The 26,348-nt window shown below is 73.8% G+C and carries 19 protein-coding genes; all 19 read right to left on the bottom strand.

What is annotated here, in order from left to right; genetic code table 11:
• Positions 1–11: 11 nt before the first annotated feature.
• The 19 genes from QBL21_RS10825 to QBL21_RS10735 all read right to left on the bottom strand — a co-directional run bounded on the left by QBL21_RS10825 (position 12) and on the right by QBL21_RS10735 (position 26,346).
• Positions 12–953, bottom strand: a complete 942-nt coding sequence (locus tag QBL21_RS10825) for a phosphotriesterase (protein WP_407561897.1) — start codon at positions 951–953, stop codon at positions 12–14.
• Positions 950–1,885: a shikimate dehydrogenase gene (locus QBL21_RS10820; protein WP_407561896.1), complete on the bottom strand. Its 936-nt coding sequence runs from the start codon at positions 1,883–1,885 to the stop codon at positions 950–952. Before QBL21_RS10820 ends, QBL21_RS10825 begins: the two co-directional genes overlap by 4 nt.
• A complete protein-coding gene (locus QBL21_RS10815; RefSeq protein ID WP_407561895.1) occupies positions 1,882–2,667 on the bottom strand; it encodes a bifunctional 4-hydroxy-2-oxoglutarate aldolase/2-dehydro-3-deoxy-phosphogluconate aldolase in 786 nt (261 codons plus the stop codon). Before QBL21_RS10815 ends, QBL21_RS10820 begins: the two co-directional genes overlap by 4 nt.
• A complete protein-coding gene (locus QBL21_RS10810; protein WP_407561893.1) occupies positions 2,664–3,680 on the bottom strand; it encodes an NAD(P)-dependent oxidoreductase in 1,017 nt (338 codons plus the stop codon). The genes QBL21_RS10815 and QBL21_RS10810 overlap by 4 nt, the downstream gene beginning before the upstream one ends.
• Positions 3,677–5,167 (bottom strand): xylulokinase, encoded by a 1,491-nt coding sequence (xylB, locus tag QBL21_RS10805; protein WP_407561892.1) that lies wholly within the window; start codon positions 5,165–5,167, stop codon positions 3,677–3,679. Before xylB ends, QBL21_RS10810 begins: the two co-directional genes overlap by 4 nt.
• Positions 5,164–6,360: an ABC transporter permease gene (locus QBL21_RS10800; protein WP_407561891.1), complete on the bottom strand. Its 1,197-nt coding sequence runs from the start codon at positions 6,358–6,360 to the stop codon at positions 5,164–5,166. Before QBL21_RS10800 ends, xylB begins: the two co-directional genes overlap by 4 nt.
• The gene (locus QBL21_RS10795; protein ID WP_407561890.1) at positions 6,357–7,961 is read right to left on the bottom strand and encodes a sugar ABC transporter ATP-binding protein; all 1,605 of its coding nucleotides are present in this window, start codon (positions 7,959–7,961) and stop codon (positions 6,357–6,359) included. Before QBL21_RS10795 ends, QBL21_RS10800 begins: the two co-directional genes overlap by 4 nt.
• A 10-nt stretch (positions 7,962–7,971) precedes the next feature.
• Positions 7,972–9,000 carry an ABC transporter substrate-binding protein gene (locus tag QBL21_RS10790; RefSeq protein ID WP_407561889.1) on the bottom strand — a complete coding sequence of 343 codons (1,029 nt, stop codon included), beginning with the start codon at positions 8,998–9,000 and terminating at the stop codon, positions 7,972–7,974.
• A 2-nt stretch (positions 9,001–9,002) separates the two neighbouring features.
• Positions 9,003–9,620 carry a glucose-6-phosphate isomerase family protein gene (locus tag QBL21_RS10785; protein WP_407561887.1) on the bottom strand — a complete coding sequence of 206 codons (618 nt, stop codon included), beginning with the start codon at positions 9,618–9,620 and terminating at the stop codon, positions 9,003–9,005.
• Positions 9,621–9,851: 231 nt separating this feature from the next.
• The gene (locus QBL21_RS10780; RefSeq protein WP_407561886.1) at positions 9,852–10,631 is read right to left on the bottom strand and encodes a GntR family transcriptional regulator; all 780 of its coding nucleotides are present in this window, start codon (positions 10,629–10,631) and stop codon (positions 9,852–9,854) included.
• A 105-nt stretch (positions 10,632–10,736) separates the two neighbouring features.
• Positions 10,737–12,176, bottom strand: a complete 1,440-nt coding sequence (locus tag QBL21_RS10775) for a mucin-5B (protein WP_407561884.1) — start codon at positions 12,174–12,176, stop codon at positions 10,737–10,739.
• Entirely contained in the window at positions 12,176–13,144 is a 969-nt protein-coding gene (locus tag QBL21_RS10770; protein WP_407561883.1) for a sugar ABC transporter substrate-binding protein, read from the bottom strand. Before QBL21_RS10770 ends, QBL21_RS10775 begins: the two co-directional genes overlap by 1 nt.
• Positions 13,141–14,265 (bottom strand): ABC transporter permease, encoded by a 1,125-nt coding sequence (locus tag QBL21_RS10765; protein ID WP_407561882.1) that lies wholly within the window; start codon positions 14,263–14,265, stop codon positions 13,141–13,143. The genes QBL21_RS10770 and QBL21_RS10765 overlap by 4 nt, the downstream gene beginning before the upstream one ends.
• On the bottom strand, positions 14,262–15,812 hold the full coding sequence (locus tag QBL21_RS10760; RefSeq protein ID WP_407566374.1) for a sugar ABC transporter ATP-binding protein: 1,551 nt from the start codon (positions 15,810–15,812) through the stop codon (positions 14,262–14,264). Before QBL21_RS10760 ends, QBL21_RS10765 begins: the two co-directional genes overlap by 4 nt.
• An 80-nt stretch (positions 15,813–15,892) precedes the next feature.
• Complete coding sequence (locus QBL21_RS10755; protein WP_407561881.1) at positions 15,893–17,284, bottom strand: aldehyde dehydrogenase family protein; 1,392 nt, start codon at positions 17,282–17,284, stop codon at positions 15,893–15,895.
• Between the two features lie 195 nt (positions 17,285–17,479).
• On the bottom strand, positions 17,480–19,930 hold the full coding sequence (locus QBL21_RS10750; protein WP_407561880.1) for a carbohydrate-binding protein: 2,451 nt from the start codon (positions 19,928–19,930) through the stop codon (positions 17,480–17,482).
• A gap of 40 nt (positions 19,931–19,970) precedes the next feature.
• Complete coding sequence (locus QBL21_RS10745; RefSeq protein ID WP_407561879.1) at positions 19,971–21,473, bottom strand: ThuA domain-containing protein; 1,503 nt, start codon at positions 21,471–21,473, stop codon at positions 19,971–19,973.
• A gap of 268 nt (positions 21,474–21,741) precedes the next feature.
• Entirely contained in the window at positions 21,742–22,215 is a 474-nt protein-coding gene (locus QBL21_RS10740) for a TIGR02611 family protein (protein WP_407561878.1), read from the bottom strand.
• A gap of 111 nt (positions 22,216–22,326) precedes the next feature.
• Positions 22,327–26,346, bottom strand: coding sequence for a NocE (locus tag QBL21_RS10735; protein WP_407561876.1), 4,020 nt, complete (start codon positions 26,344–26,346; stop codon positions 22,327–22,329).
• Positions 26,347–26,348 lie beyond the last annotated feature (2 nt).

The following is a 26,348-nucleotide window of genomic DNA, read 5'->3' as shown; positions in this document are numbered from 1 at the left end:
GGGGCGCCGCCTCAGGGGGTGCCGTTCCAGTCCAGCAGCCGGGCCGGGTTGGTCACCGTGACCGCGTCGGCCAGCGCCGCGCCGCCCTCCGCCGCCACCCGCGGGAGGAAGCGGCGGGGCAGGTAGTCCAGGCCCGGCATGCCGCCGTACGCGCGGTAGCGGCTGCGCCGGGCGACGTCGCCGCCGAGGAGCAGCCGGTCGGGGCCCGCGCGGGCGGCGGTGGCCAGCAGGCAGCCCAGCACGGTGGAGTCGGGGTGGCCGCGGTGGCGGGCCATGCCGTCGTAGCCGAGGTACGCGCCGGCCGCGCACAGCTCCGCGTGCAGCCCCGGGTCGGGGTTGCGGTCGGCGTGCGCGAGGACGACCCGGTGCGCCGGCACCCCGTGCCCGGCCAGCTCCGCCAGCACCTCGAACGCCGCGCTGCCGTACTCCAGGTGCACCATCACCGGCGCCCCCGTGGCCCGGTGGGCGGCACCGGCCGCGGCGAGCACCCGGCGCTCGAACGGCGAGACCGACCAGTACCCGACGCCCGCCTTGACGATCCCGGCGCGCACCGCGGGGTCGGCCCGTACCGCCAGGTCCGCGTCCGCGTGCATGCCGTCGGTCAGCTCGGCGGTGAAGAGCGCGGCCAGTTCGGCCTCGGCCATGCCGAGCAGCCGGTGGCCGGGGGCGTAGTGCGGCTCGCGGTGGGCGCCGGTGGTGTGGACGACGTGCAGCCCGGTGGCCCGCGCGATGCGGGCGACGCCCGCCGGGTCGCGGCCCAGGCCCACCGGGGTCGCCTCGACCACCGCCGCGAAGCCGGCCGCGCGCAGGTACGCCGCCTCCTGCCCGCTGCGCGCCTCGTCGTCCAGCTCGTCGCCGGGCAGCAGCGGGGAGACCTGGAAGAGGTGCTCGTGGTAGTCGGTCCGGCCGAGCCGGTCGGCGGGCACGTCGCCGAGGACCGTGCGCACGCTCACCGTACGGCCTCGGCGGCGGCGGAGAGCCGGTCGACGGTCGCGTCGTCCAGGGACAGGCCGAAGACCTCCGCGACGACCTGCGACCAGCCGTGGATGAAGTACCGCCAGCCGTCGACGACTTCGAGGCCGCGCCCGGCGGCCTGGGCGCGGGCCGCGTGCAGGAAGGGCAGCGAGCCGCGGTAGTTCAGCTCCCACGCCACGGCCCCGCGCGGGAAGAGCGCCGCGGGCGACAGCGGCGAGCCGGGCCGGTCCTTGCCGAGGCCGGTGGCGTTGACGACGAGGGTGCCGGGCGGCGCCGCCGCGAGCAGGTCGTCGGCGGGGCCGTCGGTGACCACGGTACGCAGCCGGGCGGGGTCGGCGCCGCCGCGCCGGAGCACGTCGGCCAGCCCGGCGAGCCGGTCGGCGGAGCGGTCGGTGCAGACGATGCGGGCGGGGGCGTCGGGCCTGCGGGCGAGGTAGTAGCCGATAGCGGTGCCGGCGCCGCCGGCGCCCAGGCAGAGCAGTTCGCCGCCGGTGGCGGCGAAGTGGCCGGGTGCGAGGAACTCCTCGATGGCCAGGCCCGCGGTCAGCGGGTCCTTGGCGTGGCCGATGACGCGGCCGTCCCGCTTGGAGACCGAGGACACCTCGCCGCACAGGGTGGCGAAGTCGTCCAGTTCGTCGAAGAGGTCGGCTGCGGCCCGGTACACGCCTATCTTGTGCGTGGTGATCAGCGCGCCGAGCAGCAGCGGGTCCCGCCGGATCCGGTCGGCCACCGCCCGGTAGCGGGCGGGCTCGGCGTCCGGCGGCAGGTCGAAGCCGACGAGGCGGTCGGTGGGCAGGCCGAGGAGGCGGGCCCACTCGGGGAAGATCCGCATGATGGACGACTCGCCGGTGCTGACGCCGACGAACGCCATCGCCCCCGTGTCCGCGGCGGTGGCGGTCTCTGCGCTCAACGGACCGCCTCCGCACGCGAGTCGCCCGCATCACTCCGGCCCGCGGGGCCGCCCGCTGCCCGGCGGACCTCCGCCAGCGCCGCGGTGAACGCCCGGGCCCGTACGGTCAGCGACTCCCAGCGCCCCGCGGCGATGTGCGCGGACGAGCACAGCTCGCCGCCCGCGCCGACCGCCACCGCGCCGGCCGCGAACCACTCCCCCAGGTTGCCGGCGGAGACGCCGCCGGTCGGAACCAGCGGCACGTCGGGGAACGGGCCGCGCAGCGCGCGCAGATAGCCGGGCCCGCCGAGGGAGGCGGGGAAGACCTTGACCGCGTGCACGCCGAGCGCGGTGGCGGCCATGACCTCGCTCGGGGTCAGGGCGCCGGAGAGCACGGGCAGGCCCGTGTCCAGCATGGCGGCGGCCAGTTCGGGCGTGGTGCCGGGGCTGACCAGGAACGCGGCGCCGGCCTCGGCCGCGGCGGCGGCCTGCGCGGGGGTGAGCACGGTGCCCGCGCCGACCAGCGCCTCGGGGTGGCGGGCGCGTACCTCGGTGATGACCGCGGGCGCGTCGGGTGTGGAGTACGTGATCTCGATGCCGGTGACGCCGCCCGCGACCAGCGCCGCCACGGCGGCCAGCGCGCCGTCCGCGGTCGGCGCGCGCAGGACGGCGACGACGCCGGCGCGGCGCAGCCCGTCGAGCGGGGACGGGGACGGTGACACGGGTGGGGCGGGGAACGCGGGCAGTCCGGGCGGCGCGGCGAGGCCGGGCGGGGTGGCTGCCGGGGGGTGCTGGGTGGTCACGGTGCGCTCTCTTCGGTGGCGGGTACGGGCAGGGGTACGGGGTGGGCGGGCGCGCGGCCCGCGAGCACGTCGAGGACGGCCCGTACGGCGCCGGCGCCCATCCGGTCCACCGCCTCGACGGTCTGCGCCCCCAGGTGCGGGGTGAGGACCACCCGGTCGGCGAACTCCGGGTCCAGCAGCGGGCTTTCGGCGCCGCCGCCGCCCTCGCCCGCGAGGGTGTCCGCGGCGTACGCGCCCAGCCGGCCGTCCCGCAGCGCCGCGGCGACGGCGTGCTCGTCGACGAGGTCGGCCCGCGCCGTGTTGACGAGGACCAGCCCGGGCCGGGCCCCGGCGAGCCACCGCTCGTCGACCACCCGGGTGCCGCCGGGGGCGTGCAGGCTCACCGCGCCGCACCGCCCGGCCAGCTCCGCGAGCGGCGTCTGCCGGACGCCCAGCACCTCGAAGACCACCGGGTCCAGGTACGGGTCGTGCCCCAGCACCTCGGTGCCGAACCCGGCGGCGCGCCGCGCCACCCCGCGCCCGACCCGGCCGAGGCCGACGACGCCGAGTGTGAGGGTGCCCAGTTCCCGGCCGCGGCGCGGCTGCCAGGACCCGGCGCGTACCGCCCGGTCGCCGGCGGCGACGCCGCGCAGCGCGGCGAGCAGCAGCGCGATGCCGAGGTCGGCGACGGCGTCGCTGTTCGCGGCGGGGGTGTTGGTGACGGTGACGCCGTGGCGGGCGGCGGCGGCCAGGTCGACGCTGTCGACGCCGACGCCGTAGCGGGCGAGGACCTTCAGCCGCGGCGCGGCGGCCAGGTGCGCGTCGGTGACGGGCGCGGTGCCGGCGATCCAGGCGACGGCACCGGCGAGCAGCGGGGCCAGTTCCGCGGTGTCGTGGACGGTGGAGCCGCGCACCACGCGCAGCCCGGCGGCGGCGAGTTCGTCCTCGACGGGCGCGGTGCCGCTGCCGAAGGACCGCGACGTCACCAGCACGACGGGCGCCGCGTCCGCCGCGCTCTCGGGGGCTCCGGTCATCGCTTCTCCTTCGCGAACCACGGTTCCAGCCGCTCGTACGCCTCCAGGAACAGCGCGTGCCGCCGCCGGTAGTCGGCGTGCCGGCCGGGGTCCGGCGTGAACTCGGCGGTGACGTCGGACAGGCCGCGGGCGACGGCGAAGCCGTCGACCAGGCCGGCGCCGACGCCCGCGGTGACGGCGGCGCCCAGGCTGTTGGCCTCCTCGACGATGCTGCGGCGGCGCACGGTGGCGCCCCACACGTCGGCGAGGATCTGGAGCCACAGGTCGCTGGCCGCGCCGCCGCCGATGGCGTCGACCCGGTCGACGGGATGCCCCGCCTCGCGGAACGCGCCGACGCAGGTGGCCAGGTTGAACGCCACGCCCTCCAGCACCGCGCGGGTCAGGTGGGCCTGGAGGTGGTGGCGGGTGAGGCCGAGGAACGCGCCCGCGGCGGCGGCGTTCCAGTACGGGGAGCGCTCGCCCAGCAGATGCGGCAGGAAGTACAGGCCCGCGGTGTCGGCGTCGGCCGCCGCGGCGAGCAGTTCGGGGAAGCGGCCCCCGTCCTGGTCCGGCCGCAGCACCTCCGCCACCCAGTCCAGCGACGCGCCGCCGGCCTGCATGGTCGCGGTCGGCACGTAGCGGCCGGGGACGACGTGGTCGAAGGTCATGGTGCGCATCCGCGGGTCGTGCAGCGGTCGTTCGGCGGAGAGCGACACCCAGGAGGAGGACCCGAGGTAGGTGTACGCGCCGTCGGCGGGGTCGATGACGCCGGCGCCCAGCGCGGCCAGCGGGCCGTCGCCGCCGCCGAGGACGACGGGGGTGCCGGCGGCCAGCCCGGTGGCCTCGGCGGCCTCGGGCAGCAGCGGTCCCGCCACGGTGGTGGAGGGCACGATCTCGGGGAAGAGCGCGGGGTCGACGTCGGCCGCCGTCAGAACCTCGGCGGACCAGGCGCCGGCGGGCTGGTCGTAGGCGTTGGTGCTGGAGGCGTCGGAGCGGTCGGTGGCGAGCACGCCGGTGAGGCGGTGCACGACGTAGTCCTTGGCCAGGCAGACGTGGGCGACCCGGGCGAAGGTCTCCGGCTCCCGGTCGCGTACCCACATCACCTTGGTCAGCGAGTAGGTGGGGTGGAGCTGGTGGCCGAGCAGGCGGTACGCCCGCTCGGCGCCCAGCGCCGCGATCAGCCGGTCGGCCTGCTCCTGGCTGCGGTGGTCGGCCCAGATCAGCGAGGGCCGCACCGGCCGGTACGCGGAGTCGAGCAGCACCGCGCCCATCATCTGGCCGCTGAACCCGACGGCGGCCACCTCCGCGGGACGTACGCCGGTGTGCGCCAGCAGCCGCCGGGTGGCGGCGCACACCGCCCGCCACCACACCTCGGGGTCCTGCTCGGCGATGCCGCCGGCGCGGAAGTCGGTGTCGTAGTGCTCGGTCAGGGCGGCGACCGGGGTGCCGTCGTCGGCGTGCAGCGACGCCTTGTCGCCGGTGGTGCCGAGATCGTGCGCAATGATCATGGTGCCGCTCGTTTCGTCGGGGTCGGCTCACCGGCAGTCTTCTCCGCCGCGGCCCCCGTGTCCGGTTGCGCCGTGCCCCCGGCCGGTGGCGGCGGTCCCCCGGCCTCCGCCTGCCGGGCGGCCGGTCCCGGCCGCGCCTTGCCGCCGCGGCGCAGGTTGTGCACGTGCTCGGTGGCGACGGCGGCGAGGATCAGCACGCCGATGACGATCTGGAGCCAGAACGGGTCGATGCCCAGCAGCGTGCCGCCGTTGTTGAGCATGCCGACCACCAGCGCGCCGACGAGCGCGCCGAGCGCGCTGCCCTTCGCGCCGAAGAGGCTGGCCCCGCCGATCACGCAGGCGGCGATGGCCTGGAGTTCGTAGCCGTTGCCGGAGGTGGGCACGCCGTTGCCGAGGCGGGAGGCGAGCAGCACGCCGGCCGCGGCGGCCAGGGTCCCGGACAGCACGTACGCGCTGACCAGGACGCGGCGTACGGGCACGCCCGTCAGCCGGGCGGACTCGGCGCTGGAGCCGACCGCGTAGACGTACTCGCCCCAGACGGTGCGCCGCAGCAGCAGCGCGAAGAAGACCGTGATGAGCACCATCAGCCAGGTCAGATGGGAGATGCCCAGCACGCTGCCGCCGCCGAGTTCGGAGAAGCCGTCCGGCAGCGGCTGCACGGTGCGGCCGTCGCTGAGCAGCAGGGTCGCGCCGCGGGCGGCGCCCATCATTCCGAGCGTCACGATGAACGGCGGCATCTTGAGGAACGCCACCAGCAGTCCGTTGATCAGCCCGGCGGCGGCGCCGACGAGCAGCGCGAGGAGCACGGCGCCCGCGATGGGCAGCCCGCCGCCGGTGTCGTAGACCACCTTGGCGGCGACGATGCCGGACAGGCCGACGACCGAGCCGACCGACAGGTCGATGCCCGCGGTCAGGATGACGATGAGCTGGCCGACGGCGATGATCGCGAAGATGGACACCTGCCGGCCGAGGTTGTCCAGGTTGGTGCCGGTGAGGAACGATTCGGTGGACATGGTCAGCGCGAAGGCCAGCACCAGCAGCACGGGGATGCCGCCGGAGGTGCGGCCCAGCACCTGGCCCAGGCGCAGGATCTCGGTGTCGGCGGGCTGGCGGGCCGGGCGTTTGCCGAACCGGATGCCCTTGGACGTACCTCCGCCGGCGGCGGGGACGGTGGCTCTGGAAAGGTCGGTCATCGGTTCTCCAGGGACGGTGCGGAAGGTTCGGCGGGGCCGGGCGGACCGGCCGCGGGGGTGCCTGCGGCCAGGGCCGCGGCCGGGTCCGCGCCGGCCGCCGGGCCCACGGGGCTGGCCAGGCGCAGCACGGCCTCCTCGGTGGCCTCCGCGGCGGGCAGCGAGCCCACCAGCCGGCGCTGGCGCACCACTTCGACGCGGTCGCACAGGCCGAGCAGTTCGGGGAGGTAGGAGGAGACGACGACGATGGCCAGGCCGTCCGCGGCCAGTTCGGCGATCACCTGGTAGATGTCGGCCTTGGAGCCGACGTCGACGCCCTTGGTGGGCTCGTCGAGCAGCAGCACCCTGGCGCCGGTGGCCCGCCAGCGGGCGACCAGCGTCTTCTGCTGGTTGCCGCCGGAGAGGGAGGAGACCGGGTCGCTCCAGTCGCCGAGCTTGATGCGCAGGCCCGCGGAGGCGGCGGTGACGTGCTCGCGCATCCGGCGGCGGCGCAGCACCCCGAAGGTGCCGGTGCGCGGCAGGCTGGCGATGGCGACGTTCTTCTCGACGCTCAGCCCGAGCAGCAGCCCGGACTCCTTGCGGTCCTCGGGCAGCAGCCCGAGCCCGGCCCGGGCGGCGGCGCGCGGGGAGGTGGCGGCGACCCGGCGGCCGTCGACCAGGATCTCGCCGCCGAGCACCGGGTCGGCGCCGAAGGCGGCGCGCAGCAGTTCGGTGCGGCCGGAGCCGAGCAGCCCGGCCAGGCCCACGACCTCGCCGCGGCGGACGGTCAGGTCCACCGGCGCGGGGAAGCCGGCGGGCCTGAGCCCGCGCAGCTCCAGCCGTACGTCGCCGGGCTCCGGGCGCTCGCCGGGGTACAGGTTCTCGATGCGGCGGCCGACCATCGACTGCACGAGGCCGTCCTCGTCGTAGTCGGACATCGGCCGGGTCTCGACCACCCGGCCGTCGCGCAGCACGGTGACCCGGTCGCCGACGGCGAACATCTCCTCCAGCCGGTGGGTGACGTACAGGACGGAGACGCCCTCCTCCCGCAGCGCGGCGATGCGCGCCAGCAGCGCGTCCGCCTCCTGCGCGGACAGCGCGGTGGTCGGCTCGTCGAAGACGACGAGCCGCGCGTCCTGGCCGAGGACCCGGGCGATCTCGACCAACTGCCGGGTGGCGGTGGTCAGTTCGGAGACCCGGGTGCGCGGGTCCAGGTCGTTCAGGCCCACCCGGGCCAGCATCTCCCGGGCCTGCGCGCGCTGCCGGCGGCGGTCGACCCAGCCGGCCCGGCCGGGCAGCCCGAACATGCACAGGTTGCTGGCCACGGTCAGCTCGGGCATCAGGCTCAGTTCCTGGTACACCACGCCGATGCCGGCGGCGCGCGCCTCCGCGGGGGTGACGTGGGTGCGCATCTCGCGGCCGAGCACCCGGTACGTGCCGCCGTCGCGGGCCACCGCGCCGGTCAGCACCTTGATCAGGGTGGACTTGCCGGCACCGTTCTCGCCGGCGAGGCAGTGCACCTCGCCCGGCGCGATGTCCAGGTCCACCGCGTCCAGCGCCGAGACGGCGCGGTAGCTCTTGCCCACGCCCCGCAGGCTGACCAGGGGGCTCGACTCCGTTGCCATGGCCGGCGCCTCAGCCCTTGGTCTTGGGCGGGTTGAGGAGCTGCTCGTACTGCGGGTCGTCCACGGTCGACTTGTCGATGACCACGGCGCCCGGGTCGAGCCGGACCGGCGGCGTGCTGTCGCCCGCGGCCATCGCCGCCTCGACCACGCCCTGGTAGCCGAAGAAGAACGGGTTCTGGACGATGATCGCGTCGATGGACCCGTCGCGTACGCCGGCGATCTCCGCGGGGTCGGAGTCGAAGGCGACGACGCTCACGCGGTCGACGGCGTTGCGCTCGGCGACGGCCTTGGCGGCGCCGGTGCCGGAGGTGTTGTTGTCGGCGAAGACCCCGGCCAGTTCGGGCGTGGCGGTCAGGGCGTCGTTGACCTGGGCGACGGCCTTGTTGAGGTCGTTGTCGTTGACGGAGGTCTGGATGATCTCGGCGTCGGGGCACTTGGCGGCCAGGCCGCTCTTGAAGCCGTTGAAGCGGTCGACCAGCACCTGCTGCCCGGAGGTCGAGCTTTCGTGCAGGATCTTGCCGCCCTCCTGGCCCTTGTCGGTGAGCAGTTCGCACATGCGCTGGCCGGCCTGCTCGCCCGCCTTGACGTTGTCGGTGCCGATGAAGCCCTCGGAGTCGGTGGTGATCGCGTTGTCGACGGTGATCACCTTGATGCCGGCGTCGCGGGCCCGGTCCACCGCGCCGTTGAGTGCGGTGGAGGAGTTCGAGGCCAGCACGATGGCGTCGGCGCCCCGGGAGATGGAGTTCTCCACCAGGCTGACCTGCTCCTCGATGTCGGTCTCCGAGGTCGGGCCGAAGAGCCCGAGGTCGATGCCGAAGTCGTCGCCCGCCTGCTCGGAGCCGGCGAGCATCGACTGCCAGAAGTCGGAGTCGGTGGCCTTGGTGATGACGTCGACCTTGGTGCCGCCGACCGCGGCGGCGCCGCCCGGCGAGGAGCCGGAGTCGTCGAACGCCGCCTTCCCGGCGGCGACGCCGCCGGCCGCGAAGACGACGGCCAGCGCGGCGGCCACCCCCGAGGAGACGAAACGGATGCGCGCCATGGCTACTCCTGGTTGCTAGGGGATGTGCCGGGGGACGGGGCGGTGAAGGGGACGAGCAGGGGCGGGCCGCCGTCCGGGGCGCGCCGGACGCGGTAGCCCATGCCGTGGGCGAGGACCCAGCCGTAGTCGTGGCCGGCGTCGCCGGGGTAGACGGCGAGGAAGCGGTACGGCTCGTCGCCGGTGTTGACGCTGCGGTGCGCCCAGCCCGGCGGGATGTAGCCGATGGCGCCGGGGTACATGTCGATCCACCGCGGCCGGTCGCCGTCGAAGAGCAGCAGCCCGCCGGTGCCCGCGAGGCCGAGGTAGATCTCGCCCTGCGGGTTGGGGTGCTGGTGGCCCCTGGTCATGTGGAACTCGCCCGCGACCGCGCCCGGCCGGATCGTGGTGATCGACTGGGGCAGCTCGCCGGGCGCCTCCGGCACGAGCGAGGAGGCGACGTCGTAGACGACGGGGTCACCGCCGTCCCGTACCGCGGCCTGCCAGGCGTCGCGGTCGGCGAAGAGCCCGTCGAGGTCGGACATGCGCCGGGTGAGCACCGGGCCCGACGGGCCCATGCCGCCGTCCCGGGGATCGAAGGTGACGAGCGTCGGCTCGATGGGGGGCGATGCGTATGACGGCACCGTTTCCTCCTGGGGTCGTGCGGGGTGCTTCCGGAGGGCGTCGCCGTGACGACCAGGTCATTTGACATCCTGTACGGTCAGGATGTCAAGGGATCCGGCAGCGGACGGCGCAACCCCCGGAAACACGAAGCGGCCGGCCCGCTCACAGGGAGCGGGCCGGCCGCGGGCCGGTGGGCCGTACGGGCCTTACGGGTCGTACGGGTCCTGCACGGGCCGTACGGCCCGCGGGCGTCAGTCGGTGACGATCATCAGCGGCCGGGGCGAGGCGCCCGACTGCCGGGACAGCTCCACCTCGAAGCGGCTGCGGTCGCCGCGGTGGAAGGCGACGAAGCTCTCCACCGGGCGGCCCTGCTCACCCACGCTGACGCTGCGCAGCACGAGCACCGGGGCGCCCCGGTTGACGCCGAGACTGCGGGCCAGTTCCGCGGAGGCCACCGTCGCCTCCACCGAGCGGCGGCCCTGCACCAGCCGCACCCCGAACCGGCCCTCCAGCAGCGCGTACAGCGACTCCTGGGTCAGGTCCTCGTCGACCAGCCCCGGGGCGACCTCCTGCGGGACGTGGGTGATCGTGAGCACCCACGGCTCCTCCTCGACGAACCGCAGCCGCTCGATCACGATCACCGGGTGCCCCGGCGGCACCTCCAGCTCGCCGGCGACCTGCGCGTCCGCCGGCACCACCGCGAGCCGGCGGACCTGGCTGCGCAGATGGCCGCCGCGGGCCGCCACGTCCTCGTACAGCCCGGTGAGGGACTGGACCAGGCCCTCGGGGGTCTTGGGATGGGCCACGAAGGTGCCGCGGCCCTTGATCCGCTCGATGACCCCTTCGGACTCCAGCTCGGCGAGGGCCTGGCGAACGACCGTCCGGGAGACCCCGTAGCGTTCGCACAGCTCGTGGTCCCCCGGCAGCCGGTCGCCGGGCCCCAGCTCGCGGCTCTCCATCTCGCCCAGGAGGATCTGCTTGAGCTGGTGGTAGAAGGGGAGCAGCGACGAACGATCGATACTTGACTGCATGTCATGAGAGGATAACAACCCTCTCGGCACGATCGCCCGCCGGGCGCCCCTCCCCCGGGTCCTCGCGAGTCGTTCCGGGCCCTCGCGGCCTCCCGGTGTCCTTCCTCAGTCGGCGGGCACGAACATTTTCAGGTCGGTGAGGCTGGCGCTGCCCTCGTAGACGTTGGTGTAGAGGTCGCCGATCACGAACGAGTCGGGGTAGGCGGAGCCCTGCGGCCACTGGTCCGGCCAGGTCGTGCTGCCGTTGTGGTCGTTCTGCACCAGATCGCCGTCGAACCGGCCGTCGTACTCCTCCGGCTTGGTGTTGTAGTGCCAGATCGGCGCGTTGCCGACGACGAACGGCCGGTGGAAGCGGAGGGTCTGCTCGCCGGCGCGGGCGAAGTTGCCGCTGGCCTCCAGGGTGTAGCCGGTGGCGTCGCGCTCGATGGCGAAGGTGTAGTCCTCGTTCGGCATCAGCTCCGGCTGGAGCTCGCCGGCGGAGGAGAGCTGCTGCTCGGCCACGCCGTCGGAGCAGCTCGACATGAACCACTGCGAGTTCCCGGCGAGCCCGCCGGGGCCCGGGTTCCAGTTGGGCATCCCGCTGATCCACATGTTGACGGTGTTGAAGCTGCTGTCCTTGTAGTCGTAGTACCGACCGGTGGAGGCGTCGCAGATCCGCCCGCCGGTGCCGCCGCCGACGCGGTCGGGGTGCTGGGCGAAGGAGTCCATCAGCACCTTGCGGCGGTAGTGCCAGAAGTGGTTGTTGCGGGGCGCGGGGTCGGCGAAGTCGACGATCGACATGTAGTGGAAGCCGTTGTAGCCGTACGGGCCCTCGCGCACGTCCTGCCACTCGCAGTACGGCGCCGAGGCGTCGCCCTCCCAGCCGGGGCTGTTCGAGCCCTCGCCCCAGGGGTGCTGCGTCTTGCAGCCCTCCGCGTCGTAGCCGTTGATCCGGCCGTCGTACTCGATGGAGCCGTTGCGCTTGCCGCCGAAGTCCAGCGTCTTGAGCCGGTACTCGATGCGGTACTCGTCGGGGAGCTGCTCGGTGGGCCGCAGGATCGCGCCGCCGGTGTGGTCCGGGACGTCGAGGAGGGCGACGGGCTCGCCGCCCGCGGTGTCGTTGGTGATCGACGGCGGCTGCTCGATCTCCCCGTCCTTGTTCCAGTCGCGGGCCGAGAGCGAGGCCGTCAGCCAGCCGCCGTCGCCGACGGGGAACTCCTTGCGGTACGTGTCGAAGGAGCCCATGGCGTCCTCCCACGCCGGGCCGTAGTCGTTGCGGTACCACTGGCCGTTGTCGTCCATGATCGTGTCGAACGGCTCGTCGTAGGTCTCGCGGGTCCAGGAGGCGCCGCCCGGGTCCAACTGGGCGGCGAAGTCCTCCTCGTGCAGGAGCTGCCACTCCACCGCCGAGCCGCCGGCGGCCTGCGGCTCGGCCGAGGCCGAGGCCGTGCCGCCCTGGAGGGCGGGGGTGAGCGCCAGGGCGCCGGCGGCGAGCACGAGGCCCGCGCGGCGGGAGCGGACGGCAAGTCCGCGGGGACGTGCGGGGGGTTGGGACGTAGACGTCATCAGAAGTTCCCGTCGGGGTCGTAGTACTTCTTCGCGTTGTCCTTCGTCACCATCGGCGAGGGCACGACGGTGTCCTTCTCGGTCTCCTCGCCGTCGAGGACGGCCAGGGTGCGGTCGAGGCCGAGGCTGCCGATCTCGTCCGCGTCGTTGAGCCCGGTGACCAGGTAGTTGGTGTCGTCGAGGATCGCCTTGACGGCCTCGGTCTGGCCGTCCACGCCGGCCAGCACGATGTCCTTCTCGTGCCCGGCGTCCGAGATGGCGCGCTGCGCGCCCAGGCACATCGCGTCGTTCTCGCAGAACACCGCGTCGATGTCGGAGTGCGCGGCGAGCAGGTCCTCCATGACCTTCAGCCCGCCGTCGGTGGTCCACTCGCCGAAGCCCGGCGCCTCGACCAGCTCGATGCCGGGCGCCCCGTCGAGCGCCTGCTTCACGCCGTCCGTACGGGCCAGGCCGATGCTGTTGTCCGCGGGGCCGCCCTTGATGATCGCGACCTTGCCGCCGTCGGGCATCTGCTCCAGCAGGAAGTCGCCGTTCTGCTTGCCGATGGCCTCGTTGTCCGGGCCGATCCAGCTCGTGTAGTCGCCGGTCTGGAACTTCCGGTCGACCAGCACGGCCGGCTTGCCGGCGGCCTTGATGGCGTTGAGCACCGCGGGCGCCGACTCCAGCGGGCCGCCGGAGACGATGACGGCGTCGACCCCCTTGGCGAGCATGTCGTCCACGTTGGCGGCGAGCTTGGCGGCGTCGCCGCCGGCGTCGGTGGAGCGGACCTCGACGCCCTTCTTCTTGCCCTGGGCCTTGATCGCCCGGTCCATGCCGTTGAAGTAGGGGCCGCTGAGGGTGAAGTTGGCGACGCCCACGGTGTACGAGCCGTCCCCGCCGGAGCCGCCGGAGTCGTCGGAGCAGCCGGCCAGCGCCGTGGCGGTGAGGAGGCCGGCGGCGAGCGCCCCGGCCGTGCGGATGCGGATCATGTCGTACTCGCCTTCGTTCGGTCGGCGCCGCCGGTCCCGCCGCGCAGCCGGCCGGCGCGCTGCACGAGGATGACGGCCACGATGATCAGGCCCTTGAGGACCTGCTGCCAGAAGCTCTGCACGTTGTGGAGGTTCAGCAGGTTGTTGATGAGGGCCAGCAGCAGCACGCCCGCGAACGTGGCGCGGACCGAGCCCCTGCCGCCGGCCAGGCTGGCGCCGCCGATCACGCAGGCGGCGATGGCGTCCAGTTCGAACGCCGTGCCGACGCTGGGCTGCGCGATGCCCACCCGGCTGGCCAGGATGACGCCGGCGAGCCCGGCGCAGGCGCCGCTGATCGTGTACGCGAGCACCAGGTGCCGGCGCACCCCGATCCCCGCGAGCCGTACCGCCTCGGCGTTGCCGCCGATGGCGATCAGGGAGCGGCCCGGCGCGGTGCGGGTGAGGAAGATGCCGCCGAGGAGGAAGATGCCGAGCATGATCAGCGTGGCGACGGGGAACGGCCCGGCGGTCGCCGAGCCCAGCTCGAAGAAGCTCTCCTTCTCGGGCGCGACGGGCGTCTCGGAGTAGACGAACGCCAGCCCGCGCACCGTCGTCAGCGCCGCGAGCGTCACCACGAACGGGGCGATCGCGAATCTCGCCACCAGTGTCCCGTTGGCCGCCCCGCAGCCGATGCCGACGGCGACCCCGGCCAGCAGCGCGACGGGCACGGGCAGGTCGGCCGAGAGGCCGGCGGCCATGATGCCGGTCAGCGCGACGACGGAGCCGACGGACAGGTCGATGCCGCCGGTGACGATGACCACGAGCATGCCGTAGGCCAGCAGGCCGGTGGTCACCATCTGCTTCATCAGGTTGGTGAGGTTGGTGTCGGTGAGGAACGCGTCGGTCGTGGAGCCGGCGACGGCGACGAACGCCGCCAGCAGCAGGAGCATCCCCGCCTCGGCGGTGAGGTCCCGGCCGCGTACCACCAGCCGCGGCAGCCGCCACCGGGCGAGGGCGGGGGCCGGCGCGGCGCCGGGGCCGGGGCCGGCCACGGCGGCGCCGGCCGGCTGCCCGGCGCCCCCGGTCGCGTCCTCCGGGCCGGGCGTCTTCGCGGTGTCCGCCGCCGCGGGGCGCCCCTTCACGCGGCACGCCCGATCGCGTACGAGAGGACGCCGTCCTCGGTGGCGTCCTCGGCCGGCACGTCCGCGACGATCCGGCCCTCGTGCATCACCAGCACGTGGTCGCTCGCCCCGATCACCTCCGTGAGGTCGGAGGAGACCAGCAGCACGGCCATCCCGCCGCGGGCCAGCTCGTCGAGCGTCCGGTAGATCTCCGCGCGCGTCGCCACGTCCACTCCCCTGGTCGGCTCGTCGAGCAGCAGCACCCGCGGCCTGGTCAGCAGCCACTTCGCGAGCACGGCCTTCTGCTGGTTGCCGCCGCTGAGCGTCCACACGGGCAGCGCGGCGCAGCCGGCGGGGCGGATGTCCAGCCGGCGCACCATGTCCGCCGCCTCCCGGCGGCGCCGCGCCCCGTCGAGCAGCGGGCCGCGGGTGGCGGATTTCAGCGTGGTCAGGCCGATGTTCTCCGCGGCGCTCAGCCCGAGCACCAGGCCGGTGCGCTGGCGGTCCTCGGTGACCAGGGCGAGCCCGGCGTCGATCGCCGCACGCGGCCCCTGGAACCGGGCGTCCCGCCCGGCCGGCGGCGCGTCGTGCCGTACGGCCGGCGGTGCGCCGTCCTGCGGTGCGCTGTCCTGCGGTACGGGCAGCGCCCGCACCGACCCCGCCGCCGGCGGCTCGGCCCCGAACACGCACCGCACCAGCTCGCTGCGGCCCGCGCCGACCAGCCCGAACAGCCCCGTGATCCGGCCGGCGTGCAGCCGGAACGACACGTCCCGGAACTCCCCCGGCCGGCTCAGGCCCTCGACCCGCAGCAGCTCGGGGCCCTTCTCCGGGCGCTTCGCCGGGTACAACTGCCCGGTGCCGCGGCCGGCCATCAGCCGGATCAGCCGGTCCTCGTCGGTGTCCGCCGGTACGGTACGGGCCACCACCCGGCCGTCCTTGAGCACCGCGATCGAGTCCGCCAGCTCCCCGATCTCGGCCAGCCGGTGGGACACGTAGACGATCAGCGCCCCCTCCTCGCGCAGCCGCCGCACCAGCGCGAAGAGCGCCTGGAGATCGGTGCCCGCCAGCACCGCGGAGGGCTCGTCGAGGATCAGGACCCGGGGCCTCCCGGCCGCCAGCGCCTTCGCGATCTCCACCATCTGCCGCCGGGCCACGCTCAGCCGGCCCGCCCTGGCGCGCGGGTCGACGGCGCCGAAGCCGATGCCCGCCAGCAGTTCGGCGGCGCGCGCGTGCGCAGCGCGCCAGTCGACCAGCCCGCCGAACCGCCGCGGGAGGTGGCCGAGGAGCAGGTTCTCGGTGACCGACAGCTCGGGGACCAGGGTCAGTTCCTGGTGCACGGTGCGGATGCCGTGCGCGTGCGCGGCGTGCGGGGAGCCGAACTCCACCCGCTCGCCGCCCACGTGCAGCTCGCCTGCGCTCATCGGCTCGGCGCCGGCGAGCACCTTGATCAGCGTCGACTTGCCGGCCCCGTTGGCGCCGACGAGGGCGAGCACCTCGCCGGCGTGCCCGACGAGGTCGACGCCGTGGAGCACTTCCGTGCGGCCGTACGCCTTGTGCACGTCGCGCATCCGCAGCACCTCGGGTCCGGCCGCGCGCGCCGGCGCCCCGGGCTCCGGCGAACCCGCCTGCGGAGCGTCCTCCGGCGCGCTCACGCGAACGCCTCGGAGACGATGACGGTCTTCTGGCGGGTGAACTCCCGCGCCGTGTCGTGCAGTCCCTCGCGGCTCCCGCCGGTGTCCCTGGGGCCGCCGAAGGGCAGGTTCTCGGCGCGCAGTGCGGTCGAGCCGTTGATCACGACGCCGCCGACCCGCAGCCGGCCCGCCATCGCGAACGCCCGTTGCAGGTCGCGGGTGTGCACCGCGGCCTGGAGCCCGTACGGGGAGTCGTTGGCCATCCGGACCGCGTCCATCGGGTCCGTGAACCGGGCCACCGGCGCGACCGGGCCGAAGATCTCCTCGGCCAGCGCCGGGCTGTCGTCGGGGACGTCGACCAGCACCGCCGGCTCGTAGAACGCCTTGCTGCGCCACCCGCCGGCCGCGCGCCGCGCGCCGTCCCGGATCAGCGCCGCCACCGCGGCCTCCACCCGCTCGGCGGCCTCCTCGCTGATCAGCGGGCCGACGTCGGTGCCGGGCTCCAACTGGTCGCCGACGGTCAGCCGGATGGTGCGGGCCAGCAGGGCGTCCACGAACTCGTCGTGCACGGCCTCCTGGACGTAGACGCGCTTGACCGCGCAGCAGATCTGGCCGTTGCCGCGGGCGAGCCGGCCGAGCACGACGGCCTCGGCGGCGGCGTCGAGGTCCGCGTCCTCGCAGACGATCAGCGCGTCGTTGCCGCCCAGCTCCAGGTGGGTCTTCTTCAGCGTCGCCGCCGCGCGGCGGGCGATCTCGCGGCCGGCCGCGGTGCTGCCGGTGAGGCTGACGGCCGCGATGGCCGGTTCGTCGGCGAGCCGGCGGGAGACGTCGGGGCCGCCGGTGAACACCTGGTGCGTCTCCGGCGGGAAGCCGGCCGCGGCGACCAGTTCGGCGATGCGCAGCACGGTCAGCGGGCAGCGCGTCGGGGCCTGGACGACGACGGCGTTGCCGGCGGCCAGCGCGGCGCCGGCCTTGTGGGCGTACAGCTCGACGGGGTAGTTGAACGGCACCAGGGCGGCGATCGGGCCGAGCGGCTCGGTGAGCGTCACGGCGAGGTGGCGCTCCAGCCCGGGGACGGCGTCCAGCGGGATCTGCCGCCCGAACAGCCGGGTGGCCTCCCCGGCGAAGCCGCGGAAGATGCGGGCGGCGGCGGCCAGTTCGTCCGATGTCTGGGCCAGGGGCTTGCCGTTCTCGGCGGCGAGCAGTGAGGCGAGTTCGGGGGCGTGCGCGTCGAGCAGTGCGGCGACCTTCGCCAGTTGCGTGGCCCGCTGGTGCGCCGGCATCGCGGCCATGGCCCGCTGCCCGCGTACCGCCGACTCGGCCACGTGATCGACTTCTTCCGGGGTGAACTGCGGTACCTCGCCCAGGTGCTCGCCGGTTCCTGGGTTGCGGACGTGACAGGTGGGCATGACGGCTCTCCGTGTGGCAGCGGCGGCGTTCGAGATTCCGAACGGCGCCGATGCTGACAACGCCCTGTCAATTTGTCAATCCACCTGACTAATTAACATCCCATGTCTTTCCCCAGGTCACGCTGGGAGCGCACCCAGCAGCGGAGCCCCGCCACGAGGGTGGCGGGGCTCCGGTACGCGCGTCCGGCGCGCGGGTCAGGGCGTGCTGATCCCCGGCCCGGTGAAGGTGTAGCTGTCCAGATCGAGCACCGCGCCGCCGCCTCCGGTGAAGACCGCGTAGAGGTCGCGCGCCTCGTCGTCGGCGCCGGTCACGGGCACCGAGACGTCCGTGTACGTGTCCCAGCCCCCGGTGTTGGGCACCGGCGCCTCGGCGACGACCGGGCCGGTGGGCGAGTCGTACCGGAAGGTGACCGTACTGCCGGTCTTGTCGGTGGAGACCCGGGCGGTCACGCCGGTGACGCCGGCCAGGCTGACGGGGTGGAAGCGCACCCACTCGCCGCTCTGGACGTCGCCGAGCCGCTTGCCGCCCTCGGCCGACGCGGCGGTGACGACCTGCGGTCCCGACAGTTCCTCGTGGTGTTCGGCCTGCCAGTGCTTGGGCCACAGCAGCAGCTCCCGCTCACCGGTCAGGGGCTCCGAGCCGGGCGCGCCCGCGTCGGTGTACGAGGCGCGCACCACGTAGAACTGGGTGGCGTCGAGGCCGGCGTGGATCTCCCCGGTGTCGAACGTGGTGCCGCAGCCGTCGCCTTCGGCGATCTCGTGGGCGTGCTCCTGGTGCCCGAGGGCGATCCGGACGATCACGTCGGAGCAGTCGACCGGGCCGTCCTGCGGGTCGGTCGCGCCGGCGGTGATGGTGACGTCCTCCTCCCACGCGTAGACGCCGCCGGCCGGGGGCTCGTTCAGGGTGAGCGTGGGGCGTTCGTTGCCGACGACGATCGGCACGGTCGTCGTGCCGGACCGCCCGGTGCCGTCGTCCACGGTCAGCCGCGCCTGGTACGCGCCGTTCTCGGGGTACGTGTGGGTGGGCTCGGCGTCGGTGGAGTCGACGGTGCCGTCGTCGTCGAAGTCCCAGGCGTAGCCGAGGGACTCGCCGTCGGGGTCGCTGCTGGCGGTGCCGGAGAAACCGACTGTGAGCGGGGCCAGGCCGTTGTCCCGGTCGACGGTGACGCGGGCGAGCGGGCTGCGGCCGCCCTGCACGTAATTGATCTTGTAGAGCCCGGCGTCCTCGGCGCCGGAGAAGTAGCCGCTGCCGTACTCCAGCAGGTACAGCGAGCCGTCCGGGCCGAACTCCATGTCGATGGGGTGGACGAAGTCCATGCCGTCGAGGACGGGCAGGATGTCGGTGGGCGCCGCGGTGGCCGGGTCGCCGCCGTCGCCGAACTGCACCTCCTTGATCCAGTTGCGGCAGTACTCGCTGATCAGCAGCTTGTCGTCGTAGTACTCGGGCCACTTGACGTCGGAGTCGAGGTCGGGGTCGTAGTGGTAGACCTCGGCGTGGTTGGGCGAGCCGCAGCCGCCGGGGGTGTCGAGCTGCGGCCACTCCTTGCTGCCGCCGTGCTGCTCCCAGACGAGCGCCGGCTCGGTGGGCGGCAGTTGCTCCAGCCCGGTGTTGTGCGGCGAGTCGTTGACCGGGCCGGTGCCGCCGCCGCAGGGGAACCAGTCGCGGGGCGCGTTCGCGGCGAAGTCCCAGTCGTTGTACGCGGTGTCGGGCCCGCCGCAGTACGGCCAGCCGAAGTTGCCGGGGCCGGTGGCGCGGTTGAACTCGTCGTACGCGGCCGGCCCGCGGTCCGGCAGCGTGGCGCCGGCGTCGGGGCCGACCTCGCCCCAGTACAGGGTGTCGCCGCCCTGCTTGTCGACCGAGACCCGGTACGGGTTGCGCACGCCCATCACGTAGATCTCGGGGCGGGTGTCCGCGGTGCCGGGGGCGAAGAGGTTTCCGTCGGGGATGGTGTAGGAGCCGTCGTCCTCGGGGTGGATGCGGTTGATCTTCCCGCGCAGGTCGTTCGTGTTGCCGGAGGTCCGCTGCGCGTCGTACTGCGGGTGCCGGCCGGAGCGCTCGTCGATGGGCGCCATGCCCGCCGAGTCGCCGCCGGAGCTGGTGTTGTCGCCGACCGCGAAGTACAGGTTCTCCTCGCTGTCCCACGCCATCGAGCCGGCCGAGTGGCAGCACATGTCGCGCTCGGTCGCCCACTCGATGAGCACCTCCTCGCTCTCCGGCGGGATCGTGTTCGTCGTGTCGTCGAAGGTGAAGCGGGAGATGCGGTTGACCAGGGGGGTGCCGGGCGGCGAGTAGAACAGCATGACCCAGCCGGTCTCCGCGAACCGCGGATGCGCGGTGATGCCGATGAGCCCGTCCTCGAACCGGGCGTCGAGCGGCACGGTCAGGGCGACCGTCGTGGAGGAGGTGGCGGGGTCGTGGACGCGGACCTGGCCGCCGGCGGCGCTGGTGCCGCGGTTGATGTAGAGCACCTTGCCGCCGGGCAGGACGGCCAGCTCGATGGGCTCGCCCATCTCCAGCCCGCCGTCGAGCTGGACCTTCTCGAACCCGCTGGTGGGCGGGGGGTCGGCGGCGGCCGGCGGGGCGAGCAGGACGGCGGACAGGGCGAGGAGGGCGGCGAGGAGGGAGAGGATGCTGCGTCTGGTCACGGTGACTCCATGGCCTGGGGTGAGTGGGGGTGCGGGCCCGTCAGCGACGGGCGGTCGGCGCGGTCCGCGCACCGGCGGTCCCGGCGGAGGCGGTCTCGCCGCCCGTGTCGCCGCCGTCGCCGCCGCCGTCGCCGCCGTCCTGGCGGATGCGGATGTCGCGGTAGTTGATGTCCCAGCCGTCGCCGTCGTTCTGCACGCCGACGTGGCCGAGGGCGATGTCGCGGTCGCTCGTGTACTCGTTGACCCTGACGCCGTTGAGGAAGATCTCGATCCGGCTCCCGTGCACGGCGATCTCGTAGCTGTTCCAGGAGCCGGGCGGGTTCAGCGCGGCGTCGCGCGCGGCGGTGTCGGGCGCGGCGAAGGAGTAGACGCTGCCGGTGGTGCGGCTGGGGTCGGCGTCGGTGGCGTCGATCTGGATCTCGTGCCCGAGGTCCACGGGCTGCCAGGGGTCGCCCTGCGGGTCGGGGAAGCCGATGAAGACGCCGCCGTTGTCGTCGCCGGGCATCATCCAGTCGACCTTGAGCGAGTAGTCGCCGAATCGCGTCACCGGGTACCAGAGCAGGCCCATGCCGCCGTACGAGGTGAGGGTGCCGTCGTCGAGCGTGAACCCGCCCGGGCCGGCCTGCCGCCACCGGTCGAGGCTCTCCTGCGTCCCGTCGAAGATCGGGGTGTAGCCGTTCTCCGGACGGCAGTCGGCGGCGACGGCGCCGGCGGCGGTGCGGATGCCGCCGAGGAGCATGGCGGTGAAGGCGGGGTCGGCGTAGGACTCCGCGGTGTGGCCGAGGCCGGTGTACCAGGAGCGGCCGCCGGCGTAGTCCTGGCACCAGGTGATGGGGTGGTCCGCGCCCATGGTGCCGCCGGTGTACGAGGTCTCGTCGAGGGCGGCGAGGACCTTCACGTCCGCGCGCGGGCTGGCGCGGTAGTCGTACCACTCGTCGGTGCGGGTCCAGCGCCGCGGCAGGTGCGCGGTGGCGGGCGAGGCCCGGTCCTCGACGACGACGGTGGCCTCCTGGGTGGCGGGGTGGGAGGCGAAGTAGGCGCCGACGAGGTCGCCGTACCAGGGCCAGTCGTACTCGGTGTCGGCGGCGGCGTGCACGCCGACGTAGCCGCCGCCGGCCGCGACGTAGCCCTCGAAGGCCGTCTGCTGCTCGGCGTTCAGCACGTCGCCCGTGGTCGAGAGCCAGACCACGGCCTGGTAGCGGGCGAGGTTGCCGGCGGTGAACGCGCCCGCGTCCTCGGTGGCCGTGACCGAGAACCCGTTCTCGGCGCCGAGTCGTTCGACGGCGGCGATCCCGGCCGGGATGGCGTCGTGGCGGTAGCCGGCGGTCTTGGAGAAGACCAGCACGTCGGTCAGCGGGGCGAGGCCGGCGCCCGCCTCGGGGGGACCGTCCGCGGCGGGCACGGCGCCCGGGGGCGGGGCAGCCGGGGACGAGGCGGTCGGGGACGAGGCGGTCGGGGACGAGGCGGCGACGGGCCCGACCGCCGTCGCGACGAGCAGGGAGCCCAGCAGTGCGGAGGTGAGCCTTCGGGATGTTCGGCGCACGTCGATCCTCCGTGGGGGGAACGGGACAGGTCGTCGAGCAGGGCGCGCGGGGCGGATCACCGGAGAGCTAGAGATCGGACGAATGAGCCCGACAGGCGAGCCCGGAACCCGCGCGGGGCGCAACTTAACATCGATTCATCGGACCTGAAAGGGTTTTGACGCGGTCACATCCACCTTTGACCCGTCACTGCACAAAGTTCCGCGGGGCCGGACACACGGACGCCCCCCGGCTCAAGCGAGCCGGGGGGCGTACGCGGACGCGGGCCGTTCAGACCTTCCAGGGCATCTCCAGGCCGAACTTGTAGAGGTAGACCGCGAGCAGTGCACCGCAGATCACCAGGCCGATGGCGGTCAGGATGGCGTTGCGCCGGCGCACCTTCGGATCGAGCGCGCGCTGCGCGGCCTCGGTGACCTTCCGCTTGGTCCAGCGCAGGATTATCTGCGCCCACACGAACTCCGTCGCCCACACGGCCATGCCCGCGAAGATCACCAGCCAGCCGGGGCCGGGCAGCGGCAGCAGGATGATGCCGCCGATGACGATGGCCAGGCCCACCAGGAAGACCCCGACCTGCCAACTCACGTGCAGCGCGCGCGAGCGCTGGATGAAGCCCGGCGCCCTCGACCCCCATGCCTGGTGCTCCGGAGCGTCCGGCTTCTCCGGCTCGTCCAGCTTCGCCACCGGAGCGTCGGTGTCGGTCTTGTCCATCGTCCCGTCCCCCTGATCGCCACGCTCGACATTCATGGGCACACGTTACGGGGTGCGGCGGCCCCGGCCGTCCACCCGATGGACCGTCCCACGGGGGCCTCCTCCTCCCCAGGGTGTACGCGCACTCCGGTAGCCGAAACTGCGCCCTCAGCCTCCCATCTGCCGCAGCGTCTGCTCCAGCGTGTCCGCGTACAGCCGGGCCCCGTCGATCTTCGGGTGGAACGACTGGGCGGAGACGCCGGCCTCCACCGGCCCGAAGTCGAGCATCGGGTCGTCACCGGGGGTGAGGTCGGTGACGAGAGCGTGGATGGACTCCGGGTCGCCGCAGATCGCCTTGCCGTCGAAGGCGTCCGTGGGGTCGGAGAACGTCACGTACGCGTCACCCGCGGCGTCGTTGGCCTCCCTGGCCGCGTTGGCCATGCTCTGGTTCATGATCCTGCCCATCTCGTTCATCCACGCCGCCTCGTCGGCGCTGACCCCGAGCGGCCTCACACAGCCGCCGGAGTCGGAGAAGAGCGGCGGATAGCCCATGAGTACGAGCTGCGCGTTGGGCGCCTCGGCCCGGATCGCGGCCATGGTCTCCATGACCGCCGCCTCGACCTCGTTCCGGATGTAGTCCGGCTCGGCTTCCTCCAGCGGCGCGTCATCGCCCTCCATCGTCTGCTGGTAGCACTCGACGCCGTTGGGGATGACGCATTTGCGCATGATCTCGGTGAAGCGCGCGTCGTTGCCGCCGATCGACAGCGGCACCAGCGAGGTGTTCTGGTCCAGGTAGCCCTGGGCGAGCTGGGGCAACTCGCCGTAGCCGCCTTCGCCGCCCACCGGGAAGTCGTACGTCCGGGCGCCGGAGCAGGCGGTCATGTGGTAGTCGAGCGTCTCGTCCCAGTTGGCGACCCGCTCCCCCACACTCGTCCCGTCGCCCGGCAGGGCCGCCTGGCGCGACCACGCCTCTGTGGAGCGGTGGCAGGCGTGGCGCAGGTCGCCCTGGTCTCCGCCCCAGTCGGTCTCGGGGAGGTAGTCGCCGCCGCCGGACACCGAGGCACCCTCGCCGGAGGAGTACGAATCGCCCATCGCCACGACGAAGTCGGCGGGCTTCTTCGGTAGCGGCTGGAAGGCGACGGCGTCCCAGGCGACGTCCTCGCTGCCGTTGCCGTCGGCGGTGTCCGTGCCGAGCGACACCTTGGGCGTGCCGGTGAACCGGAAGACCCCCAGGTCCACCCACCGGTTCTCCCTGGTGCGCTGCGGATGCACCCGCACCGGGCTGGTGGAGTCGGTGCCCCCGATCACATAGGCGGCCTGGCGGGTGTGCGCGCCGTGGTCCGGGATGTGCGCCAGCACCCGGGCCCAGCCGTCGAGCTGCCGGTCCAGCGTCCAGGTGCCGGTGGTGGCCAGGCGTCTGCCGTCCGTGTCCTGCGGATCGTGGGTGTCGCGGGTGTGGCCGAACCAGAAGTGGTTGCCGTAGCCCGCGCCGATCTGATGGGTGTCGATCTTCCCGGGGTACTGCCCCTCGTCCTCCGCGAAGGTGAACTCGAAGGAGCCGTGCGAGACGACGCCCGCGCACTGTCTGCCGGAGGACCCGGCGGAGCCGTCTCCGTCGGGGACGTCGTCCACGACCAGCGACCCCTGTGGCAGCCCGCTGATGCAGCGCGGCGGGTACGAGTTCAGGTCGGGCTGCTCCGGGTAGGTGTCGTCGAAGCGGTGCAGCGCATACCCGCAGGCCGCGTTGAGATCACAGTCCTTCCACGCGGTGGACTGGTTCCACCAGCAGTACAGGTCCTCGCGCGTGCACGCCCCGAGCCCGGGGTCGTTCTCGTCGTCCGGGCCGATGAGCCCGGGGTCGCACTCGTTGGAGTCGTCGCAGAACAGGCTCTCCGGCGGCTTGACCGCGGTCTGGTCCGCGGTCGAGTTCCACCATGCCTTGCGGTAGCCCGACTCGAACACACCCGGTTCGACCAGCGCGGAGATCGGCCGCCCCGCCCAGCCGAGCACCTTCTCCTGGTACGGCCAGTCCTGCGGGTGTGCCGCGTGCGAGTAGTCGTCTCCCCCCGAGGCGTTCTCGAGGAACGGCAGTCGGTTCGCCTTCCACAGCGGGTTCGCCGGGTTGTTGGTCCATCCCACGCCCCACTTGCCCTTGTTCTGGTCCGCCTGCGACTCCGGGTAGAAGCCGGAGTTGTACGCCCACAGGGCGTAGAACCAGTTCTCCATCCACCTCGGCTCACCGTTGTTGACGGTCATGCCGGCGTTGCGGGTCTGGTTCCACTTCTCCGCGAGGATGTCCGCGCCCGCGGCGATGTTCGCGGTGTAGTCCAGGGCGACGGCCTCCTGCTGCTTCCCCGTCAGCGTCGGCTGGCCGTGACCGGGCAGCCGCATGCCGTCGGTGACCTGGGTGATGCCGTAGCCGCAGTCGGCGTGCGCCCAGTTGATACGCCAGGGGTCGACCTGGGTGCCGTCGGAGGCGTAGTTGGTGCCGTAGTAGTTCCCGATCAGCGGATTGGCCGTGACGCCGGGCACGGCGAAGCGGGTGGCCTGCCACATGTTGGACTCCTGCGCCGTGATGCCGAGCAGGATCTGCGCGGGTATGTGCCACTCGTCGTCGCGGTCCACCGTGCCGTTCGGGTCACCGGACAGGACCCGCAGCGGGAAGAGCCGCTGCGGGCGGTACGACTCCATCCCGGTGCCCTTCCAGTTCGCCGGGCGGTCGATCCACTTGTCGAGGCCGTCGATCACGGCCTGGTCCACGGCCCACTCGACCTGCCGCGGACTCGGCTGGAACGCCTGCTTGCGCGGGTCGCCGCGGGGCACCGAGCAGGTCCGTTCCGACTCCACCGGATCGTTCGGATCAGCGGAGGCCGCGGGCCCGCCCTGCCCGGTGCCGTCGGCCGCGGTGAGGGCGGGCGAGGTCTCCCGGCCCGATGCCGCCGTCCCTTCGGCCACGGGCTCCGCCGCGGGTACGGTGCCCAGCCGTGCCGTCTTCCCGGTTGCCGGCACGGTGAGGTCAACGGCGACGGCGCGCGTGTCCACGCCGCCCTCGGCGGGGACCCGGGAGTCCCTGCCGTCCGCCCACCCGCTCGACACGACCGCGCGGCCCCGGGTGCTGGGCACGGCGTCCTTGGCCAGGCCGCCGGGGTTGCGCAGATGCGCGGGGGCCTTGCCGCGGGTGGCGGCCTCACCGGTCACGTACACCTTGCCGGTCGGCGAGCCGGTCAGGTCGAACGCGGACAGCTCGCCGACGGCGGCGAGCCTCGGCTCGGGCGGCGTCCCGCCGCGCCCGGCCGCGGACACGGCCGCGGCAGGCACGAGCCGTACCTCACCTTCGGTCCGGCCGGTCCCCGCGTCGCGGCCGGGCCGGTCGACATAGGCGATGCCGCCTGCGGCGTCCCGGGTGAGCCGGAAGGGGGTGGCGGCGGTGTCGGCGATCTCGGCGCGCCTGCCGCGCTCGTCGATCCGCACCAGCCGGGTGCCGTCGGCGGCGACGATCGTGTTTCCGTCGTACGGAATGGCGGAGGTAACCTGCCCGTCGAGCTTCAGCGGCTCGGCGGTCCGGCCCTGCACGGCATCGACGGTGATCAGGCGGGTGGTGTTGGCCGCCATCGAGTCGTCGGCGAACTGCGCGAGCACCGCGCGCTCGCCCGTCCCGCAGCCCGGCGAGAAGTAGGCGAGCGACGCCTGCACCGGCAGTTTGGTGACCTGGCCGGTCCGCAGGTCGACGACCGCGGTGAACGCGCCTCTGCTCATCAGCTCGGGGTCGTTGGTGAAGGTACGCGGTGCGTACGCGACGACCGCCCGGTCGCCGGACTCGGTCACGCAGGCGTTGCCGATCCAGGCATCCGCCTCGAAACCGGGCTCGGCGAGCGTGGCGGCCGTACGCCATCGGTAGCCGTCCTCGACGTCTGCCACCAGCACGTGGAAACCGGCGGCATCGCCGGAGGTGGTCCACGCCCGGTCGGCGGACGAGCGGTAGCCGTTCCCCAGCACGTCGGGCCGGTCGGCGGGGGCGATCCGGTCGGGACGGTCGTCGGGTCCGGCCGCCGCCGCGGACACCGGCGCGACCGGGTCGGCGGGGGCGGCGAGGGCGGGTAAGGCGAGCGGCAGGGAGAGAGCCGCTGCCGCCGCGAGGGCGACGACGGTCGGCAGCAGCGGTCTCCGTCGACTTCGAGGATTCCTCATGT

The organism is Streptomyces sp. 184, from assembly GCF_045781775.1.
Classification (GTDB): Bacteria; Actinomycetota; Actinomycetes; order Streptomycetales; family Streptomycetaceae; genus Streptomyces.
This window is presented reverse-complemented; position numbering and strand designations above follow the sequence as displayed.

Excerpts from the sequence above, each read along its gene's own strand:
- QBL21_RS10770 (WP_407561883.1), bottom strand. The coding sequence starts at position 13,144 with ATGATCCGCATCCGCACGGCCGGGGCGCTCGCCGCCGGCCTCCTCACC.
- QBL21_RS10735 (WP_407561876.1), bottom strand. The coding sequence starts at position 26,346 with ATGAGGAATCCTCGAAGTCGACGGAGACCGCTGCTGCCGACCGTCGTC.
- QBL21_RS10790 (WP_407561889.1), bottom strand. The coding sequence starts at position 9,000 with ATGGCGCGCATCCGTTTCGTCTCCTCGGGGGTGGCCGCCGCGCTGGCC.
- QBL21_RS10775 (WP_407561884.1), bottom strand. The coding sequence starts at position 12,176 with ATGACGTCTACGTCCCAACCCCCCGCACGTCCCCGCGGACTTGCCGTC.
- QBL21_RS10740 (WP_407561878.1), bottom strand. The coding sequence starts at position 22,215 with ATGAATGTCGAGCGTGGCGATCAGGGGGACGGGACGATGGACAAGACC.
- QBL21_RS10810 (WP_407561893.1), bottom strand. The coding sequence starts at position 3,680 with ATGACCGGAGCCCCCGAGAGCGCGGCGGACGCGGCGCCCGTCGTGCTG.
- QBL21_RS10755 (WP_407561881.1), bottom strand. The coding sequence starts at position 17,284 with ATGCCCACCTGTCACGTCCGCAACCCAGGAACCGGCGAGCACCTGGGC.
- QBL21_RS10795 (WP_407561890.1), bottom strand. The coding sequence starts at position 7,961 with ATGGCAACGGAGTCGAGCCCCCTGGTCAGCCTGCGGGGCGTGGGCAAG.
- QBL21_RS10800 (WP_407561891.1), bottom strand. The coding sequence starts at position 6,360 with ATGACCGACCTTTCCAGAGCCACCGTCCCCGCCGCCGGCGGAGGTACG.
- QBL21_RS10780 (WP_407561886.1), bottom strand. The coding sequence starts at position 10,631 with ATGCAGTCAAGTATCGATCGTTCGTCGCTGCTCCCCTTCTACCACCAG.
- xylB (WP_407561892.1), bottom strand. The coding sequence starts at position 5,167 with ATGATCATTGCGCACGATCTCGGCACCACCGGCGACAAGGCGTCGCTG.
- QBL21_RS10760 (WP_407566374.1), bottom strand. The coding sequence starts at position 15,812 with ATGCGCGACGTGCACAAGGCGTACGGCCGCACGGAAGTGCTCCACGGC.